Below are 17,127 nucleotides of genomic sequence, written 5' to 3' on the forward strand. Positions count from 1 at the left end.
CGCGACCTCCTCCGCGTCGACGCCGTCAGCCGAGCCCGAGCCGCAACCCGCTCCCGCGCCGAGCCCCAGCGCGTCCGCCGAGCCGACGCCGACGCCGACGCCGCAGCCCCAGCCCGCGACCCCCGAGCAGCGGGTCGTCGACACCCTGACCGGCTACTACGCCCTCGTGCCCGGCGACCTCGACGCCGCCTGGACGATGATGACGGCCGACTACCAGGAGAACCACGTCGGCGGCAGGGGCGCCTACGAGGACTTCTGGAACGACGTCGCCGCCCTGCAGATCACCGACGTGACGGCGACCGCCCCCGACCAGGGCCAGGCGACGCTCACCTACACGTTCACCGACGGCTCCGTGGTGCAGGAGGTGACGGCGTATCGGCTCGTGGACGAGGGCGGCGTGCTGAAGATCGCCGCGACCGAGGTGCTCAGCAGCGTCGCGCTGTGAGCCGCCCGCGCCGGCGAGTCAGGCGCTCGTGCTCTGCAGGAACGCGAGCACCGCCGCGACCCGCCGGTGCACGCCCGACTCGGGCAGCCGCAGCTTCGTGAAGATGGCGTTCACGTGCTTCTCGACCGTCGACGACGACAGGAACAGCGCCTGTTCGATGCCCGCGTTGGTCTTGCCCGCGGCCATCTCGCGCAGCACCTCGAGCTCGCGCGGCGACAGCGCCGCCAAGGGGCTCGCCGCACCGGCGGCGCTGCGCCGCCGCACGAGCGTGTCGACGATCTGGGGGTCGATCACCGAGCCGCCGGCGCATACCTCGCGGAGCGCGTGCACGAGGTCCTCGAGGTCGCCGATGCGATCCTTCAACAGGTAGCCGAGGCCGGCCGAGCCGTCGTCGAAGAGCGCCAGCGCGTAGCTCTCGTCGGCATGCTGCGACAGCACGACCACGCCGGTCGTCGCCGATGCGGCGCGGATCGCGTGCGCGGCCTCGATGCCCTCCATGTGGTGGCCCGGCGGCATCCGGATGTCGGTGAGCACCGCGTCGGGCGCAAGCCGCCGCACGGCGTCGAGCAGCTCGATGCCGTTGCCGACCGACGCGACCACGTCGATCTCGCCGGAGTCCTCGAGCAGGCGCCGGAGGCCCTCGCGCACGAGGTAGTTGTCCTCGGCGATCACGACGCGCAGCACGCCCGGGTCATCCACCGCGTCCGCCTCCCGGACCGGCTGCCTCCGCACCCGCCGATGTCGCGACGGGCAGGTCCACCGAGACGGTCGTGCCCGACGGCTCGGCCGCCGACACGCGCACGCTCCCCCGCAGGGCCGCCACGCGGTCGCGGATGTTCGCGAGCCCGCCGCCCGACGCCGACGCCGGCGACACCGCGCCCATGCCGCAGCCGTCGTCGCTGATCGAGATGCGCAGATGGCCGTTCGAACGCGCCAGCCCGACCGACGCGTGCGTCGCGTTGGCGTGCTTGGCAGTGTTCGCGAGGGCCTCCCGCACCACGTAGTACGCGGTGGTCTCCACGTCGTCGGGATACCGCTCGGCGCGCACCGCGGCATCCGCCTCGACCGAGAGCGGGATGGGATAGCGGGCCACGCCCGACTCGACCGCAGCGACCAGCCCGTTGTCGCTCAGCACCGGCGGGTGGATGCCCTGCGCCAGCTCCCGCAGGTCGGTGAGCGTCTCCCGGGCCTGGTCCTGCAGCTCGGCGAGCTCCGCAGGGGCGAGCTCGCCGCGCTCCAGACGATTGCGGGCGAGCCGGAGGCCGGCGATCTGCGCGACCACGTTCTGCTGGATGCCGTCGTGCAGGTCGCGCTCCAGGCGCCGGCGCTCGTCGTCCTGCGCGGCCACGAGCCGCTCCCGTGAGGCGGTGAGCTCGTCGAGCTGCTCGGCGAGCTGGGCGGTGAGACGCACGTTGGCGACGGATGCCGCGGCCTGGCCCGCGACGGTGCGCAGCAGCAGCCGCTCGGCGTCGCTGTACTCACCGTGATGCCGGGGTCCCACCTCGATGCGCCCGAGCACCTCGTCGAGGCGCAGGAGGTCGGCGGCGAGCGTCGGCTCGGCGGTGTCGGCGGCCGAGGTCGCACCCGGCACGTCACCCGCCGCCCCGACCGGCGACGCGGCGAGCGCCCCATCGGTCGACACCAACCGGATCCGCACCCACGACGCATCGAGTCCGTCGTACACCGCGTGCGCGAGATGGGTGAGCAGGTCGCGCGGCTCGCCGGCGCCCTCGAGTCGCGAACCGAGCTCGCTGAGCATGTTGAACTGGCGCTCGCGATCGCCGAAGAGCGTGCGGTGCAGGCGCCGCTGCGCCCACCCGCGAACCGGCAGCAGCACCATCGCGACGAGCACGGTGATGAGCACTGCAGGCAGCACGTCGAGCTGCGGCGCGAGCAGCACCGCTGGCGTCGCGACGGCGATGCCGTAGAGGATCGTGATGAGCAGGTCCGACGAACGCCCGACGACGCGACCGCGATCCCCGGGGGCGATGTCGAAGGCGCCGTAGCGGAGGATGCCGTGGATCGCCGAGATGGGCAGGGCGAACAGCGAGACGAGCACGAGCACCTGCACGACCCAGCTGGCCGGGAAGAACGTCCAGGCCCAGAACATCACCATGGCGACGCCGATCGTCAACGCCGTCACTCGGGTGCGCGCCCGCACCGGCGGCGAGCCGAACAGGGCACGCGTCGCGAGCACCGCGAGGCTGACGGCGACCGCAGGCCACGGCTGCACGAAGAGGTACTCCACCGCGGGCGCGGCCCACTCCAGCCACGGAACGACGTACGGGTTCGCGACGGTGTCGCCGCTGACGCCGAGGTACGGCGACGTCACGACGTGCGGGGTCGTGATCAGGGTCAGCGGCCCGACGAGCATCGGCGTCCAGAGCGCGACGACCGCGATCCGCTGCCAGCGCAGCTCGGCGACCCCGTCGGGGAACGTCGCGAACACCACGAGGAACGCCGACGTGGCCGTCGCGTCAGCGGTCAGCCCGATCACGTTGAAGAGGGGGAACCACGGCTGCGCGAGCACGTCGAGGTTCGCCTGCACGAACGTCTCGTACGCCGACCCGACGAGCATCGCCGTCGAGCCGAGGGCGATCAGCAGCGCCATGCGCGACGCCGAGACGGTGAGCAGCCACATGCCGAACACGAACAGTGGCAGCGCGCCGAGCAGCGGCCAGGCGAGCTGATGGTCGAACTCGGGATGGATGAACCCCTGCACCACGACGACGTACACCACTGACGCGACCCCGATCGGGCCGAGCGTTGCGAGGCACACCCACCTGCGGTCCACACCCCCATGGTCCTCCTTCGGCGCGGCCGGCGGGAGAGGGGCATCCGCACCAGCCCTTGGGGGCTGGCCTCCATGGCGTCTGCGGTCCCCCGCCACGCGGCGTCCGGTCTGCTGCGTTCCGGCTCGGCGACGGCTCGGCGAGGGTCGGGGGCGAGCGGATGCCACGACGGCGAGCCGCACGAACAGGGAGTCCCATCATGCGCAAGGTCTACTCGTCACTGGCCTGGATCACCGCGGGCGGCGTGGTCGTGCAAGCCGCCGCCATCGCGTTCGCGTTCGGCGGCCTGCTCAACCGGGTGTCGAACGGCGACGTCGTCGACAAGGCCCTCCTCGAGAGCCGCACGGCCGGGGGCACCGGCGAGCTCGGCTTCTGGATCCACGGGATCGTCGGCGGGGTGGTGCTGCCGCTGCTCGCGGTGGCGCTCGTCGTCGTCTCGCTCTTCGTGCGGGTGCGCGGCGCGAAGCTCTGGGCCGCGATCACCCTCGGGCTGGTGGTGCTGCAGGTGGTGCTCGGCTTCTCCCTCGTCGGCATGCCGTACCTCGGGCTCATCCATGGCGCGAACGCGCTCGCGGTCGTGTTCGCCGCGGTCATGGGCGCGTTGCGCGTGGGTCGGGCGCCGCGGGCCGCGGCTCGATCGGGTTCGACGGCCGACGCCGAGGCGGCGACCTCCGATGCCCTCTCGGCGTGAGGTCGTGCGGTGCGCCGTCGTCGGGGTCGCGGTCGTGATCGCGCTCGGCGCCGGCGCGCTGGCGTGGAGTTCCACGCTGCTCGGCGAGTACTCGGTCATGGACATGGGCGGCGACGCGAGCGGGCATGCGCCGGCCCACGCGCACGCCGGCCACGGCGGAGACGCTGCGGGCGGTGCGGGCGCGGGCGGCTCCGCCGCGGCATCCGGAACCGTCGGCCGCACCGGCGAGGTCAGCGTGACCTCGTTGACGGCCGACCCCGACCGGCCCGCCGACGTGCGTGTCGAGCTGGTCGCCCGGCAGCAGAAGATCGAGATCCCCGGGGGTCAGGCCGTCGACGGCTACACGGTGAACGGCACGTCGCCGGGCCCCGAGATCCGCGCACGCCAGGGCGACCTCGTCGAGGTGACCTTCGTGAACGAGTCGGTCGCCGATGGCGCCACGCTGCACTGGCACGGCATCGACGTGCCCAATGCGGCCGACGGCGTCGCCGGCATCACGCAGGACGCGGTGCCGGTGGGTGGCCGCTTCGTCTACCGGTTCGAGGCGACGCAGGCCGGCACGTACTGGTACCACTCGCACCAGGTGTCGCACGTGCAGGTCGAGCGCGGGCTCCTCGGTGCGATCGTCATCGAGCCGTCGGATGCCGCGGGGCCGCTCGCAACCGACGCCGACGTCACCGCACTGCTGCACGTGTACGGCGGCCAGTACACGCTGAACGGTCGAGCGGCCGACGAGCGCGTCGACGCCGCACCCGGATCGACGGTGCGGGTCCGCGTGATCAACACCGACCAGGGCACCGCCTCGGTCTGGTCGGCGGCGCCGTTCCGCGTCGTCGCCACCGACGGGCACGAGGTGCACGAGCCGACGGACGTCGAGGGGCAGCGGTTGCTCGTGCCGGCCGGCGGGCGGGCGGATGTCGCGGTGCAGGCGCCCGCGCCCGGTGAGCCCGTGCGGCTGCACGTCGGCGGCGCACGCAGCGTCGTGATCGGCGATCTCGGGGCACCCGCTCCCGCTCCCGCTCGCCAACCCGCTGCGACGCTCGACCTGCTCGCGTACGGCGCGCCCGCCGCGCTCGACTTCGACCCGACAACGCCGGACCAGGTCTTCGACTACGTGATTGCACGCCGCTTCGGCCTCATCGACGGACGCCCCGGCAATTTCTGGACGATCAACGGGCGCATGTTCCCCGACGTGCCGATGTTCCACGTGCGCGAGGGCGACGTGGTCGTCATGCACCTCCGCAACGACTCGGGCGACGTGCACCCGATGCACCTGCACGGGCACCACGTCGTCGTGCTCTCCCGCGACGGGGTCGCGGCATCCGGAAGTCCCTGGATCGTCGACTCGCTCGACGTGCACCCGGGCGAGCGCTATGACGTCGCGTTCCTCGCCGACAACCCGGGAATCTGGAGCGACCACTGCCACACGCTCCCGCACGCCGTCGACGGGCTCATCGCCCATGTCATGTACGAGGGCGTGACCACGCCGTTCACGATCAACGGCGACGCGGGCAACCAGCCCGAGTGAGCGCGTCAGGCGTCGCCGGGACGGGCGCCCGAGAGCCCTTCGACCGCCGATTCGATGTCGCCCGCGTCGCGCTCGAGGTCCTCGACGTACAGGGTCCCGGCAACGATGAGGCCGTCGCGGACCTCGAACAGGGTGACGCCGCGCACGTCGAACGGCTGCCCGTCGGAACGGGTGCCCGTCCACGCCCACTCGCACCATTCCAGGTCGCCGTCCTGCGTCGACCGGACGAGCTCCGCTTGGAAGTCGGGTATGCCCGAGAACATCGCGCCCCAGTTCGCGCGCACCTGCTCCCTGCCCACGAAGGTCCGCCCGGGATGCGCAGGTTGCCGGCTGTCGTACTCAGGATGGAACAGGGCGACCATGGCATCGAGGTCGTGGGCGTTGATCGCCGTCACGAGCCGGTCGATGGCGGCATGCATCACGCGTCACCGCCCGTGCGCGGCGTCAGCCGGATCACGGGGATCTCGCGGTCGGTGATGCGCTCGTACTTCGCGAAGCCGTGGGCCGCGGCGGTGATCTGCGCCCACGCCGCGCCGCGCTCGGCCCCGTGCAACTGCTCGGGCACGACGTCGATGCGCTGGCCGGCGAACTCGATGCGGACCCGATCGGGGTGGGAACGGATGTTCCAGTACCACGCCGGGTTCTTCGCGGCGCCCGAGGCGGAGGCGACGATGTACCTCGCGTCACCGTCGGCGGGGAACCAGCGCACCGGGTTCATCCGCTCCTCGCCGGTCTTGCGCCCGACTGTGACGAGCACGACCTTCGTGCCGCTGCGGTCTCCCTTGCGGCGGATGCGGTCGACCATCATCCGGTTGCCCCACTTCTCGAGCCTGCTGTGGCCGGGCTGGCGGGCTCCGCGTGTTCCGTTGGGGGTGTCGAGGGCCATGGGTCGCCTCCTCGGTGTGCTCTCCCCAGTATCCCGCGGATCAGCGCGGGCGCACCGGCTGGCGCAGCACGGTGCGCAGCTTCTCGGGGGCGGTTCGGCGTGCGTCGCTGAGGTAGACCTCGTGGTGCGGGCCGTTGAAGGTGACGCCCTGCTGCGGCATCCACTCGTCGTGCAGGTGCGCGAGCGTCGGCGCCTCGTCGTCGTACGAGCCGACGTGCAGGATCTGGGCCGACGTGCCCTCGTGCAGGTGCAGCAGGCGGAGCCCGTCGAGTGCCGGGTTCACGTCGCCGCCGCCCTTCTTCGCCTTCGCGCGCGCCGCGTCGACGGCCGCGGCGACCGCCTCGTCGTCGATCCAGTCGGGCTGGGCGATGAGCATGGTCCAGTTCCACGAGGCCTTGTCGCGCGCCACGAACGCGGCGGCATCACCGGCCCACCAGAGTCCTTCGAGCGGCGCGACGACGAGGTCGCGGCCGTGCTCGCGCCTGCTCGCGAACTTCACCGCGTACGCGACGCCGAACAGCGCCTCGACCGCCTGCCGATAGGCGACTGCCTCGTTGGGGTCGCCGTGCCCGTCGACCGCGAGGTAGCGCATGGGCGGCACCTCGACGACGGCGAATCCCTTCGCGGACGGGGCGTACAGCTCGCGATGGGCGCGCTTGACGTCGTACTTCGCCTCGGCCGGTTCGGTCATACCCGGATCGTACGGGGGCGCCCCGACAGCGACGACCGGATGCCTCGGCCGGACGTCCCCCTTCCCACTGTCGGTGCCCGGCGATACGTTGGGCGACGGACCGAAGGGATGACGATGACCGACTCCACGCACCTCGACCGACTCCGATCCGACCTGCAGGGCACGCTCGTGCTCGTGGGCGATCCCGACTACGACACCGCTCGGCTGGCGTGGAACCTCGCCGTCGACCAGCGGCCCGCAGCGATCGCCACACCGGCAGACGTCGCCGAAGTACAGGCGATCGTTCGCGCGGCGCGCGAGGGAGGCTACGGCGTCACGACGCAGCCCAACGGACACGGGGCCGACGGCGACCTCTCGGGCGTCATCCTGATCCGGCCGTCGCGCTTCGACGAGATCACGGTCGACCTCGCGTCCCCGCTGCTGCGCGTCGGCGCCGGCGTCAACTGGGGCCGAGTGCTCGAGCGCCTCGACGGCACCGGCCACGTCGCCCTGGCCGGCTCGAACCCCGAGGTGAACGTGGTGGGGCTCGCGCTGAACGGCGGGCAGTCGATGTTCAGCCGCCGCTTCGGCCTCACCGCGCGCTCGATCATCGCCGTCGAGCTGGTGGATGCCGCGGGCGAGGTGCGACGCGTCACCGACGCCGACGACGCCGACCTCATCTGGGCGCTCCGCGGCGGAGGCGGGCTGTTCGGCGTGGTCACCGCCATCGAGCTGTCGCTGTATCCCGGCGAGTCGCTCTTCGGCGGCAGCCTCGCCTTCCCGGCGCGCAACGCCGTCGACGTGCTCACCGCCGCGTTCGAGCTGGCACGCGACATCCCCGAGCTCGGCCTCGACATCGGCATGGCCAGGTTCCCCGACCTGCCCATGCTGCCGCCGCCGCTGCGCGGCCAGACCCTCGCCACCGTGGCCCTCGTGCACATCGGCGACGAGGACACCGCCCGCTCCTACGCCGACCGGCTCATCGCGGTCGCCGAGCCGGTCGCGAACACGCTCACGCCGTTCACGATCGGCTCCCTCGCCGCCGTGGCCGCCGAGCCCGTCGACCCCATGCCGAGTGCCGACTTCGGCGGCTCGATCGACCGGCTCGACGAGGCGTTCGCGCGCCAGTTCGTCGACGCGTTCCTCGCCGGCGCCGACCTCGGCCTCATGCGGTGCAGCGTGCGCGCGCTCGGCGGTGCCATCGCGGATGAGCTCGGGGCCGAGTCCTCGGCGGTGGGCGCGGTGCACGCGGGCGGGTTCCTGAACTCGGGCGTGGTGCTGTTCGACCCGACTCTCGACCCCGGCCCCGCGCTGCAGCCGCTACGCGACCTCGTCGAGCGGCATCCGGGCGACCGCACCGTGCCGACCTTCCTCGGGCTCGGGACGACGCTCGCCGACGCCTACCCGGCCGACGTCGTCGACCGGCTCGCGGCGGTGAAGCAGCGAGTCGATCCCGACGGGATCTTCCGCAGCAACCGGCCGTTGACACGCGCCGCGGCGTGAGCCCGGACGGCGCAGCCGCACCGCTGGGCGGCGCATTCACCGAGACGGCACGGCTCGACGCGCCGGCTGCGCGGGTGTTCGCCGCGTTCCGGGACGAGCCCGTCCGTCGCAGGTGGTTCCGGCAGCCCGGCGACCGCGCACGTCAGACCTACGTGCTCGACTTCCGGGTGGGCGGCCGCGAGATCGCCACGACGGTCTTCGCCATGCCCGACCGGGAGGAGCACGTCGAGTACGCGTCGACCTTCTTCGACCTCGTGCCCGACGAGCGCATCGTGCTGAGCTACAGCGTGCGCATCGACGACGTGCTGCGGTGGGCGGCGCTTCGCACCATCGAATTCTCCGCCGATGGTGCCGGCACGCAGCTCGAGTGGACGGAGCAGTACCGCTTCTTCGCGCTCACCGACATCCCGGCTCACGACGTCGCGCACCTCGAAGGCAGCACCCGGCTGCAGCTGAACGGGCTGGCCGCCGTGCTGGCCGACACCGCGCCCGCGGCATCCGGTGCAGAATCTTCCCGGATGCCGTCACAACCGCCGGCGCCATCCGGTCTCAGCTGACAGGGGCGCATGCGGCCCCATCCGCCGACCGACAGGACACGACATGGATGCGAACCTCGACGACGCGCTCGCCGTCTTCACCGCCGTGCGACCGCGGCTGTTCGGGATCGCCTACCGCATGCTCGGCAGCGCGTCGGAGGCCGAGGACCTCGTGCAGGATGCCTGGCTGCGCTGGCAGGGCACCGACCGGTCGGTCGTGCAGGAGCCGGCCGCGTTCCTCGCCACGACGACGACGCGCCTCGCCATCAACGCGCTGCAGTCGGCGCGCGCCCGCCGCGAGACCTACATCGGTCCGTGGCTGCCCGAGCCGGTCGACACGAGCGCCGATCCCACCCTCGGCGCCGAACGTGCCGAGGCACTCGGCTTCGCCGTGCTGGTGATGCTGGAACGACTCACGCCCACGGAGCGGGCCGCGTACGTGCTGCGCGAGGCGTTCGCCTACCCCTACGACCAGATCTGCGAGATCGTGCAGGTCTCCGAACCCGCCGCCCGACAACTCGTGAGCCGCGCCCGCAAGCACCTCGCCGGCGAACGACGGCGCGAAGTGACCCAGGCCGAGCAGCGCCGGCTGCTCGACGCGTTCCTCGCGGCCGCGCGGACCGGCGACCTCGAGGAGCTCGAGCACCTGTTCGCCGAGGACGTCGTGTCCTACTCCGACGGCGGCGGCGTCGTGCGCGCCTCGAGGTTCCCGGTGGTCGGGCGCGAGCGGGTGGCGAAGTTCGTGCGCGCGTTCCACACCCATTTCTGGGAGGGCGTGACCGTCACCGCCGCCGAGACCAACGGCCAGCCCTCGGTGCTGCTCTCGAAGGAGGGCGTGACGTTCGCGGTGGTCAGCGTCGTCGCCGCGGCGCAGGGCATCGAGCAGGTGCTCTGGATGATGAACCCCGAGAAGCTCGCCGCGGTGAGCCCCCGTGCGTCATGACGTCTGCGCCGCCCGCCTCCGCTCCGCACTGCAGCAGGGCGACGACCTGGCGCTGGCGAGCGTGCTGAACCCCGAGATCCACCTGTGCATCGACGCCGGCGACGAGACCGGGGGCGAGGTGCGCGGCCGAGCCCGCGTCATCCGCGTGCTCAGGGAACGACTGGCGAACCGGCCGGATGCCGCGATCGAGGCCGCGCACGTGAACGGCGTCCCCGGGCTCGCGCTGCGGGGCGCCGACGGGCAGGTGCTCGGCGTGCTCTCCTTCGACCTCGGCGGGAGCACCATCGACCGGCTGTGGCTGACGACGTCGGCCGGCAAGCTCGCGCACTGGAACCGATGAACCGTCCGTCAGGGTCGATCTTCGGCTCATCCCGTCACAAATCGACAGGCCGGCCGGTCAGAGCTTGATGACGGCAGCGGAGACGCCGCAGCCCTGACGGAAGGCACCACTCATGAAGATCGTCGTCATCGGAGGCACCGGCCTCATCGGCTCCAAGGTCGTCGAGCACCTCGCCGAGCATGGTCACGAGGCCGTCCCGGCGTCGCCGAACTCGGGCGTGAACACCATCACGGGCGAGGGCCTCGCCGAGGTGCTCGCCGGCGCGAACGTCGTGGTGGACGTGTCGAACTCCCCGTCGTTCGCCGACGACGACGTGCTCGCGTTCTTCACCACGTCGACGAACAACCTGCTCGCCGCCGAGCGCGAGGCGGGCGTGACGCACCACGTCGCGCTCTCGGTCGTCGGGGCCGACCGCCTGCCGAGCAGCGGCTACCTGCGCGCGAAGGTCGCGCAGGAGCAGCTCATCGAGGAGTCGCGCCTGCCCTATTCGATCGTGCGTGCGACGCAGTTCTACGAGTTCGTCGGGCGCATCGCCGACGAGGCCACCGTCGACGGCACGGCGCGCCTCAGCACGGGGCTGATGCAGCCGATCGCGGCAGCGGATGTCTCGGCCGCCGTCGCGCGCGTCGCCGCGGGCGACCCCGTCAACGGTACCGTCGAGATCGGCGGCCCCGAGCGCGTCGCGCAGGACGAACTCGTGCGCACCGCGCTCGCGGCGAAGGAAGACCCGCGCACGGTCGTCGGCGACCCCGAGGCGCACTACTTCGGCACCCGGCTCGAGGGCACCGAGCTCGTTCCCGGCCCCGACGCGCAGCTGTCGACGACGACGTTCGCCGAGTGGCTGGCCGCGCAGCCGGCCGYGGTGCGGTAGGCCGCGAGGCAGTAGGGCCCCGTTGCAGTAGCCGWCAGCTGGGGTCGGGCTGCCGCCACCCGTCGGGTCCGTCGGAGCCCGCCGGGTACTCGTCGAGCGGCACCCGGCCCGCACGCCACGCGGCGAGCACGGGCTCCACGATGYGCCAGCACTCCTCGGCGACGTCACCCCTGATCGAGAGGGTCGGGTCGTCGCCGAGGATGCCCTTCAGCACCTCGCCGTAGGGCAGGAGCGCCCCCGGCACCTGCTGGGCGACGAGCGTGGTCTGCTCGAGGGCGAACGGATCGCCGCCGCCGTTCATGGTCAGGCCGATCTCGACCTCGCCGGAACTCAGGTCGAGCTCGATCCAGTCGGAGCGGGGCGTACCCTCGAGCCCCTCGATCGGGGCGGCGGGGCGGAACACCGCACGCGCGATCTTGCGCGCGCGCCCGAGGCCCTTCCCGGAACGGAGCAGGAACGGCACCCCGCGCCACCGGTCGGTGTCGATCCCGACGACGACCTGCGCGAGCGTCTCCGTGCCGCGCTGGGGATCGACGCCGGGCTCATCGGCGTACGCAGGCAGGGAGCGTCCCTCGATCTCCCCGGCGCCGTAGCGGGCCCGCCGGCTGGAGGCCACCGGATCGTCGTCCCAGACGGCGGTCCGGCGCAGCACCGCCGCGATCGCATCGCGGAGCTCCACCTCGTCGATCCGGTCGATCGGCTCCATGGCCACGAGCGCCAGCACCGCGAGCAGGTGGCTCTGGATCATGTCGACGAGCGCGCCGGAGCCGTCGTAGTACCCGGCGCGCCCCTCGAGGCCGAGCGTCTCGTCGTAGACGATCTCGACGCGCTCGATCGCGCCCCGGTGCCACACCGGCTCGATCATGCGGTTCGCGAAGCGCGTGCCGAGCAGGTTCAGCACGGTCGCCCGGCCGAGGAAGTGGTCGATGCGGAAGACCTGGCGCTCGGGCACGATGCGGGTGAGCAGCTCGTTGAGCTCGTGGGCGCTCTCGCGATCCGAGCCGAAGGGCTTCTCGAGGGCGAGCCGCAGCCCGTCGGGCACGTCGAGGTGCTCGAGCACGAGGCAGACCCGCGCGGTCACCGCGGGCGGGAGGGCGAAGTACACGACGGGTGCGTGCGAGCACGCGGCGAGCAGGCCGGCGAGCGCGTCCGCGTCGGTCGCGTCGGCCCGGACGTACCGCGTCGACTCGAGCAGCCGCGTGCGGCGAGGCTCGGGCACCGACTCGAGGGCACTGGCGACGAGGTCCCGCCACTCCTGCTCGGTGCGCTCGGTCAGCCCTGAGCCGATCACCTCGAGGTCCACCTCATGCGCCGCGAGGAGCGTGCCGAGCCCTGGCAGCAGCAGGCGCTTCGTGAGGTCGCCGTCGGCCCCGAGGATGAGCAGCGTCGCCGAATCCGTCATGCGTGCCTCCCGTGGGATGCGCGTCACACGAGGGCGCGCCTGCAGCAACGCTAAGCGCGATGCGGCCCGGCGCGCCACGCCGGCGGCGGGGTTGACACGGGCTCGTCAGCGGGTGATCGCCGCCTCCTCGTCGAGCCAGCCCAGCTTCTCGGGGTTCGCGACGGAGTAGAGGCGTGCGATCCGCCCGCCCTCGATGTCCATGCTGACCGCCCCGACCAGCTCCCCGGCGACCTCGACGCGCACGCCGGGCTGGCCGTTGACCCAGATCAGCCGCGCCGTGAACGGCCGGCCGAGCTTCGAGAGCCCGCCGACGAGGTACCGCGCCATCTTGTCAGCCCCGACGATCGGCCGGCGTGCGGCCCCGCGCACCAGTCCGCCGCCGTCGGCGACGGAGACCACGTCGGGAGCGAGCACGTCCATGAGCCCCTGCACGTCGCCCGAGCTGGCTGCCGCGATGAATCGCTCCACGACGGCCTCCTGCTCGGCGCGGTCCACGGTGACCCGTGGCCGGCGCGCGGCCACGTGGTCCTTCGCTCGGTGCGCGATCTGCCGCACCGCGGCGGGCGTCTTGTCGACCGCCCTGGCGATCTCGTCGTAGGGCACGTCGAACACCTCCCGCAGCACGAACACCGCGCGTTCGGTGGGCGCGAGCGTCTCGAGCACGGTCAGCATCGCCATCGACACGCTCTCGGCGAGCTCGACGTCGTCGGCGACATCCGGACTCGTGAGCAATGGCTCGGGCAGCCACTCGCCGACGTACTCCTCCCGGCGCCGCGACACGGTGCGCAGGTGGTTCAGGGCCTGGCGCGTCACGATCCGTACGAGGTAAGCGCGCGGTTCGCGCACCTCGGACCGGTCAACGTCCTTCCATCGCAGCCAGGACTCCTGCAGCACGTCCTCGGCGTCGGCCGCGGAACCGAGCAGCTCGTAGGCGACGGTGAAGAGCAGGCCGCGGTGCGTGACGAACGGGTCTTCGCTCATGCGGGCGAGCCTACTTCGGCCGAACGAGGGCCGATCGGGGGCAGGCCGCAGGTCGCGGCCAGCCCATCGGAGTGGATGCCGAGCGTGACGTTCATGCGGGTGGCCGTGTTCATGAGTCCAACCTTGGCGGTGAGCTCGATCAGCGCCGGGGCGCCCAGCTCCTCGAGCAGTTCGGCCGACATCGCGTCGGTGACGGCCGGCGGCGTCTGGCTCATGGCCTCGGCGTACGCCATGACCCGCCGCTCCGTGGGCGTGAACACGTCGGACTCGCGCCACCGCGGCACCTCCCGCGCCTTCGCCTCATCGAGGCCCTCGTCGTGCGCCTTGAAGTAATTGATATCGAGGCAGGCGTCGCAGCCGACCGCCGCCGCCGTGGCCATGCGCGCATACGACGACAGCTCGGGGTCGAGCTCGTGCCACGTGTCGGCCGTGCGGTTGAAGCCCATGAGGTCCTTGAGCACGGTGGGGTGGTTCCACATCACGCCGAGCGAGTCGGGGGTGCGACCGAACTTCCGGCGGGTCATCCGCTTCACCAGGGCGCCGAAGAGGCCGGTGATCTCGGCGGGCGGTACGCGCGTTGCGCTGGTCATGTCTCCTCCAGAGGTTCGTGCACGCGGTTCGTGCCGTCGACATGGAGACACCGGCCGCCCGCCGAATGTGACACCGGGGCCCAGAGTGGCAGACCCGCTAACCCCGCCTGAGCACGATGGCCGCCGGGAACCGGGCGACCACGGGCCGGAACCGCGGCTCCGCCAGGGCGGCGGCCTCGTCGGCGCCGACGATGCGGGGAGTCGTCGCCCGGTGGATCGTCCCCTTCCACTGGAGCACCGCTCCATCGTCGGCGACCACGTTGCGCGCCCAGTTCGTGCCGGTGCCCCACGGCAGCCCGATGAGGAACACGTCGTCGGCCACGGTGGGCACGAGGGCGATCGGGGTCGCATAGTACGTGCCGCTGCGTCGTCCGCGATGGTGGATGATGCCCCAGAGCGGCATCCATCGGCGTCCTGCGAGCGCCATCGCGAACGGCGCCGACATCCGCAGCGCCCATCGTGGCGGACCACCCGCCCGCCGCATCGGCTCGGCCATCAGGTCGCCGCCGCCCGAGTCCGCCCGCCGTCAGCTCGGCAGCTCGACGGTGTACGACACGATCTCGGTGACGCGCCCGTCGACGAAGTCGTAGATGTCGCACGAGGCCACGACCGAGACGTCGCCGTCGGCCTCGGTGTAGCGGGCGAGCGTGTCGACGACGACGCTGTCCTCGCCGACGACGCTCCGGAACCGCTGGAACTCCGTCGTCACGTCGGCGAGGTACTCGGCCGTCTTCTCGCACGTCTTCTTCACCGCCTTCCGGCCCATCACGGGGTCGGTGCCGACGAGCGTCCACACGATGTCATCGGCGAGGTGCGGCAGTGCGACCTCGAAGCGATGGCTGGAGAATGCGCGGGCGATCTGCTCGGTGGTGAGGTCGGTGTGCTCCATGTGCCGTGCCCTTTCGCGCGGCCTCCCGCGCCTCGCCGGTTTGCGGATGCGATCAGGCTCCTCCGGGCGACCGCCGTCGTCAAGGGCGCATCCGGGACCAACCGGAAGAATGGCGCGATCGGCGGCGTTGCCCTCAGCATGAGAGCGATCGCATATTCGCAGACCGGTGACTCGTCCGTCCTCGCCCTCGTGGAGCGAGAGCTCCCCGAGCCGGGCTCAGGCGAGGTGCGCGTCCGCATCGTCGTGTCGGGCGTGAACCCCACCGACTGGAAGGCCCGTGCCGGTGGCCGGCCCGGCACGCCGACCCCGTTCCCCGAGGTGGTGCCGAACCAGGACGGCTCGGGCGTCGTCGACGCGGTCGGCGCCGACGTGACCGGCCTCGAGGTCGGCGACCGGGTGTGGGTGCTCCTCGCCGCGCACGCCCGACCGACCGGCACCGCACAGGAGTACGCGGTGCTTCCCGCCGAGCGGGTCGTCAGGCTCCCGGATGCCGCGGGCTTCGACATCGGGGCCTCGCTCGGCGTTCCCGCCATCACCGCGCACCGCGCCCTCACCGTCGCCGACGGCGGCCCGACCCGGCTCGCACCGGGCGCCCTCGACGGACGCACGGTGCTCGTCGCCGGCGGAGCCGGTGCCGTCGGACACGCGGCGATCCAGCTCGCCCACTGGGCGGGGGCGCGCGTGATCACCACCGTGAGCTCGCCCGAGAAGGCCGCGCTCGCCACCGCGGCCGGCGCCCACCACGTCGTGAACTACCGCGTGGGCGACGCCGCCGAGGCGATCCGCGCCATCGCGCCCGACGGGGTCGACCAGGTCGTCGAGGTCTCCCCCGCGCGCAACGCGGAGCTGAACGCGCGCGTGCTCGCGAACCACGGCACCGTCGCGGTCTACGCGACGGACGGCGGCGCCGAGATGACGCTCGACGTGCGTCACCACTTCGCACTCAACGTGCGCTACCAGTTCCTGCTGCTCTACACGGTGGGCGACGCGGCACTGGCGGCGGCCGCCGAGGACCTCGACCGGGCGCTCGCCGACGGTGCGCTCGAGGTGGGCGAGGCGGCGGGACTGCCGCTCACGAGGTTCCCGCTCGAGCGCACCGCCGACGCGCACGACGCGGTCGAGGCCGGCACCGTCGGCAAGGTGCTCATCGACGTCACCGATGCCTGACCTCGGCCGGCGGTGAGCCCGCGATAGGCTCGCCGCCGTGCCCGCCGCGATCGCCCTGACCGTCATCCTCGCCCTGCTCGCCGTCTTCCAGCTCGCGCTCGTGCTCGGCGCGCCGCTCGGACGCTTCGCCTGGGGCGGCACCCATCGGGTGCTCCCCGCACGACTCCGCATCGGCAGCGCCGTGTCGATCGTGGTCTATGCGGTGATCGCCGTGCTCGCCCTCGACCGCGCGGGCGCGATCGACCTCGTGCCCGACATCGTGTCGACGGTCGGCATGTGGGTCGTCTTCGCCTACTTCGTGCTCGGCATCCCGCTCAACGCGATGTCGCGAAGCCGCCCCGAGCGGTACACGATGACGCCGGTCGTCGCGGTGCTCGCGGTGCTGAGCCTCATCGTGGCCCTGACCTGAGCGCTTCGTCGGTGGGTGCCGGAGGGTGATGCCGCCTGCGGCGACCGCCGCTCAGGCGTGCTGGTCGGGCTCGCCCTCCTCGGGCTCCACGGCCCACGACGGCGGCTCATCCTTGCCCGACTTCTCGGCCTTCTCCGCATCATCGGAGGTCGGCTGCACGGCGCCGGCCGCGTGGTGCACGGGCGCGTACACGGTGTAGAGCCGCAGCGGCACATCGCCCGTGTTCTCGACGTCGTGCCACGTGCCGGCGGGAACCTGGATGCTCCAGCCGTCGCTGACATCCTGCTGGAAGCTGAGGTCGTCCTTGGACGGGCCCATCTTGGCGCGCCCCCGCCCCGCGTCGACCCGCAGGAACTGGTCGGTCTCGGGGTGGGACTCGAGGCCGATCGACTCGCCGACCGGGATCGACATGAGCGTGACCTGCAGGTACTTGCCGGTCCAGGCGACGGTGCGATAGTTGGCGTTCTGCCTCGTCGCGGTCTCG

19 protein-coding genes and 2 pseudogenes are annotated in these 17,127 nt (G+C 72.4%); 10 read left to right on the top strand and 11 right to left on the bottom strand.

Annotated features, from left to right (window positions below; translation table 11 throughout):
• A pseudogene (locus AC1DY2_RS04335) lies at positions 1-445 on the top strand (hypothetical protein); the annotation flags it as partial.
• An 18-nt stretch (positions 446-463) separates the two neighbouring features.
• Here AC1DY2_RS04335 and AC1DY2_RS04340 read toward each other — a convergent pair.
• Together AC1DY2_RS04340 and AC1DY2_RS04345 are read right to left on the bottom strand one after the other, a co-directional pair.
• Positions 464-1,144, bottom strand: a complete 681-nt coding sequence (locus AC1DY2_RS04340; protein WP_476761290.1) for a response regulator — start codon at positions 1,142-1,144, stop codon at positions 464-466.
• Complete coding sequence (locus AC1DY2_RS04345; protein ID WP_476761291.1) at positions 1,137-3,239, bottom strand: sensor histidine kinase; 2,103 nt, start codon at positions 3,237-3,239, stop codon at positions 1,137-1,139. Before AC1DY2_RS04345 ends, AC1DY2_RS04340 begins: the two co-directional genes overlap by 8 nt.
• 197 nt (positions 3,240-3,436) lie before the next feature.
• On the opposite strand from AC1DY2_RS04345, the gene AC1DY2_RS04350 reads away from it, so the two are divergent.
• Both AC1DY2_RS04350 and AC1DY2_RS04355 read left to right on the top strand, forming a co-directional pair.
• A complete protein-coding gene (locus AC1DY2_RS04350; protein ID WP_476761292.1) occupies positions 3,437-3,928 on the top strand; it encodes a hypothetical protein in 492 nt (163 codons plus the stop codon).
• Positions 3,912-5,456 carry a multicopper oxidase family protein gene (locus tag AC1DY2_RS04355; RefSeq protein WP_476761293.1) on the top strand — a complete coding sequence of 515 codons (1,545 nt, stop codon included), beginning with the start codon at positions 3,912-3,914 and terminating at the stop codon, positions 5,454-5,456. The genes AC1DY2_RS04350 and AC1DY2_RS04355 overlap by 17 nt, the downstream gene beginning before the upstream one ends.
• Positions 5,457-5,461: 5 nt before the next feature.
• Here AC1DY2_RS04355 and AC1DY2_RS04360 read toward each other — a convergent pair whose 3' ends face one another.
• Genes AC1DY2_RS04360 through AC1DY2_RS04370 form a run of 3 tightly spaced genes read right to left on the bottom strand, consistent with a single transcriptional unit; the run spans position 5,462 to position 7,033 of the window.
• Positions 5,462-5,875 (bottom strand): nuclear transport factor 2 family protein, encoded by a 414-nt coding sequence (locus AC1DY2_RS04360; protein ID WP_476761294.1) that lies wholly within the window; start codon positions 5,873-5,875, stop codon positions 5,462-5,464.
• Positions 5,875-6,342 (bottom strand): nitroreductase/quinone reductase family protein, encoded by a 468-nt coding sequence (locus tag AC1DY2_RS04365; RefSeq protein ID WP_476761295.1) that lies wholly within the window; start codon positions 6,340-6,342, stop codon positions 5,875-5,877. Before AC1DY2_RS04365 ends, AC1DY2_RS04360 begins: the two co-directional genes overlap by 1 nt.
• A 40-nt stretch (positions 6,343-6,382) precedes the next feature.
• Positions 6,383-7,033 carry a GyrI-like domain-containing protein gene (locus AC1DY2_RS04370; protein ID WP_476761296.1) on the bottom strand — a complete coding sequence of 217 codons (651 nt, stop codon included), beginning with the start codon at positions 7,031-7,033 and terminating at the stop codon, positions 6,383-6,385.
• 114 nt (positions 7,034-7,147) lie between these two features.
• On the opposite strand from AC1DY2_RS04370, the gene AC1DY2_RS04375 reads away from it, so the two are divergent.
• The 5 genes from AC1DY2_RS04375 to AC1DY2_RS04395 all read left to right on the top strand — a co-directional run bounded on the left by AC1DY2_RS04375 (position 7,148) and on the right by AC1DY2_RS04395 (position 11,205).
• The gene (locus AC1DY2_RS04375) at positions 7,148-8,515 is read left to right on the top strand and encodes an FAD-binding oxidoreductase (protein ID WP_476761297.1); all 1,368 of its coding nucleotides are present in this window, start codon (positions 7,148-7,150) and stop codon (positions 8,513-8,515) included.
• On the top strand, positions 8,512-9,072 hold the full coding sequence (locus tag AC1DY2_RS04380; protein WP_476761298.1) for an SRPBCC domain-containing protein: 561 nt from the start codon (positions 8,512-8,514) through the stop codon (positions 9,070-9,072). The genes AC1DY2_RS04375 and AC1DY2_RS04380 overlap by 4 nt, the downstream gene beginning before the upstream one ends.
• 43 nt (positions 9,073-9,115) lie before the next feature.
• The gene (locus AC1DY2_RS04385; RefSeq protein WP_476761299.1) at positions 9,116-9,994 is read left to right on the top strand and encodes an RNA polymerase sigma-70 factor; all 879 of its coding nucleotides are present in this window, start codon (positions 9,116-9,118) and stop codon (positions 9,992-9,994) included.
• Entirely contained in the window at positions 9,984-10,334 is a 351-nt protein-coding gene (locus AC1DY2_RS04390) for a sigma-70 family RNA polymerase sigma factor family protein (protein WP_476761300.1), read from the top strand. Before AC1DY2_RS04385 ends, AC1DY2_RS04390 begins: the two co-directional genes overlap by 11 nt.
• Before the next feature lie 112 nt (positions 10,335-10,446).
• Positions 10,447-11,205: an SDR family oxidoreductase gene (locus tag AC1DY2_RS04395; RefSeq protein WP_476761301.1), complete on the top strand. Its 759-nt coding sequence runs from the start codon at positions 10,447-10,449 to the stop codon at positions 11,203-11,205.
• Between the two features lie 61 nt (positions 11,206-11,266).
• Here the strand turns inward: AC1DY2_RS04395 and AC1DY2_RS04400 are convergent.
• The 5 genes and pseudogenes from AC1DY2_RS04400 to AC1DY2_RS04420 all read right to left on the bottom strand — a co-directional run.
• Positions 11,267-12,607: pseudogene (locus tag AC1DY2_RS04400) on the bottom strand (glucose-6-phosphate dehydrogenase); the annotation flags it as partial.
• Positions 12,608-12,712: 105 nt separating this feature from the next.
• On the bottom strand, positions 12,713-13,588 hold the full coding sequence (locus AC1DY2_RS04405) for an RNA polymerase sigma-70 factor (protein ID WP_476761302.1): 876 nt from the start codon (positions 13,586-13,588) through the stop codon (positions 12,713-12,715).
• Positions 13,585-14,178 carry a carboxymuconolactone decarboxylase family protein gene (locus tag AC1DY2_RS04410; protein ID WP_476761303.1) on the bottom strand — a complete coding sequence of 198 codons (594 nt, stop codon included), beginning with the start codon at positions 14,176-14,178 and terminating at the stop codon, positions 13,585-13,587. Before AC1DY2_RS04410 ends, AC1DY2_RS04405 begins: the two co-directional genes overlap by 4 nt.
• 97 nt (positions 14,179-14,275) lie before the next feature.
• Positions 14,276-14,623 carry a nitroreductase family deazaflavin-dependent oxidoreductase gene (locus AC1DY2_RS04415; protein ID WP_476761304.1) on the bottom strand — a complete coding sequence of 116 codons (348 nt, stop codon included), beginning with the start codon at positions 14,621-14,623 and terminating at the stop codon, positions 14,276-14,278.
• Positions 14,624-14,704: 81 nt separating this feature from the next.
• Positions 14,705-15,067, bottom strand: coding sequence for a nuclear transport factor 2 family protein (locus AC1DY2_RS04420; protein ID WP_309974145.1), 363 nt, complete (start codon positions 15,065-15,067; stop codon positions 14,705-14,707).
• Positions 15,068-15,205: 138 nt separating this feature from the next.
• Here AC1DY2_RS04420 and AC1DY2_RS04425 point away from each other — a divergent pair, with 138 nt between their 5' ends.
• Complete coding sequence (locus AC1DY2_RS04425) at positions 15,206-16,234, top strand: NADPH:quinone reductase (RefSeq protein WP_476761305.1); 1,029 nt, start codon at positions 15,206-15,208, stop codon at positions 16,232-16,234.
• Positions 16,235-16,271: 37 nt separating this feature from the next.
• Positions 16,272-16,643, top strand: coding sequence for a hypothetical protein (locus tag AC1DY2_RS04430; RefSeq protein WP_476761306.1), 372 nt, complete (start codon positions 16,272-16,274; stop codon positions 16,641-16,643).
• Positions 16,644-16,694: 51 nt separating this feature from the next.
• On the opposite strand, the gene AC1DY2_RS04435 is transcribed toward AC1DY2_RS04430, so the two are convergent.
• The coding region (locus AC1DY2_RS04435; RefSeq protein ID WP_476761307.1) for a cupin domain-containing protein at positions 16,695-17,127 on the bottom strand (433 nt) is incomplete at its 5' end.

The organism is Agromyces sp. P1_H4 (genome assembly GCF_056405255.1).

Bases quoted from the DNA above. Each gene is read 5' to 3' on its own strand.
- AC1DY2_RS04410 (WP_476761303.1), bottom strand. From the start codon at position 14,178: ATGACCAGCGCAACGCGCGTACCGCCCGCCGAGATCACCGGCCTCTTC.
- AC1DY2_RS04415 (WP_476761304.1), bottom strand. From the start codon at position 14,623: ATGTCGGCGCCGTTCGCGATGGCGCTCGCAGGACGCCGATGGATGCCG.
- AC1DY2_RS04425 (WP_476761305.1), top strand. From the start codon at position 15,206: ATGAGAGCGATCGCATATTCGCAGACCGGTGACTCGTCCGTCCTCGCC.
- AC1DY2_RS04355 (WP_476761293.1), top strand. From the start codon at position 3,912: ATGCCCTCTCGGCGTGAGGTCGTGCGGTGCGCCGTCGTCGGGGTCGCG.
- AC1DY2_RS04360 (WP_476761294.1), bottom strand. From the start codon at position 5,875: ATGCATGCCGCCATCGACCGGCTCGTGACGGCGATCAACGCCCACGAC.
- AC1DY2_RS04365 (WP_476761295.1), bottom strand. From the start codon at position 6,342: ATGGCCCTCGACACCCCCAACGGAACACGCGGAGCCCGCCAGCCCGGC.
- AC1DY2_RS04375 (WP_476761297.1), top strand. From the start codon at position 7,148: ATGACCGACTCCACGCACCTCGACCGACTCCGATCCGACCTGCAGGGC.
- AC1DY2_RS04420 (WP_309974145.1), bottom strand. From the start codon at position 15,067: ATGGAGCACACCGACCTCACCACCGAGCAGATCGCCCGCGCATTCTCC.
- AC1DY2_RS04385 (WP_476761299.1), top strand. From the start codon at position 9,116: ATGGATGCGAACCTCGACGACGCGCTCGCCGTCTTCACCGCCGTGCGA.
- AC1DY2_RS04405 (WP_476761302.1), bottom strand. From the start codon at position 13,588: ATGAGCGAAGACCCGTTCGTCACGCACCGCGGCCTGCTCTTCACCGTC.
- AC1DY2_RS04370 (WP_476761296.1), bottom strand. From the start codon at position 7,033: ATGACCGAACCGGCCGAGGCGAAGTACGACGTCAAGCGCGCCCATCGC.
- AC1DY2_RS04350 (WP_476761292.1), top strand. From the start codon at position 3,437: ATGCGCAAGGTCTACTCGTCACTGGCCTGGATCACCGCGGGCGGCGTG.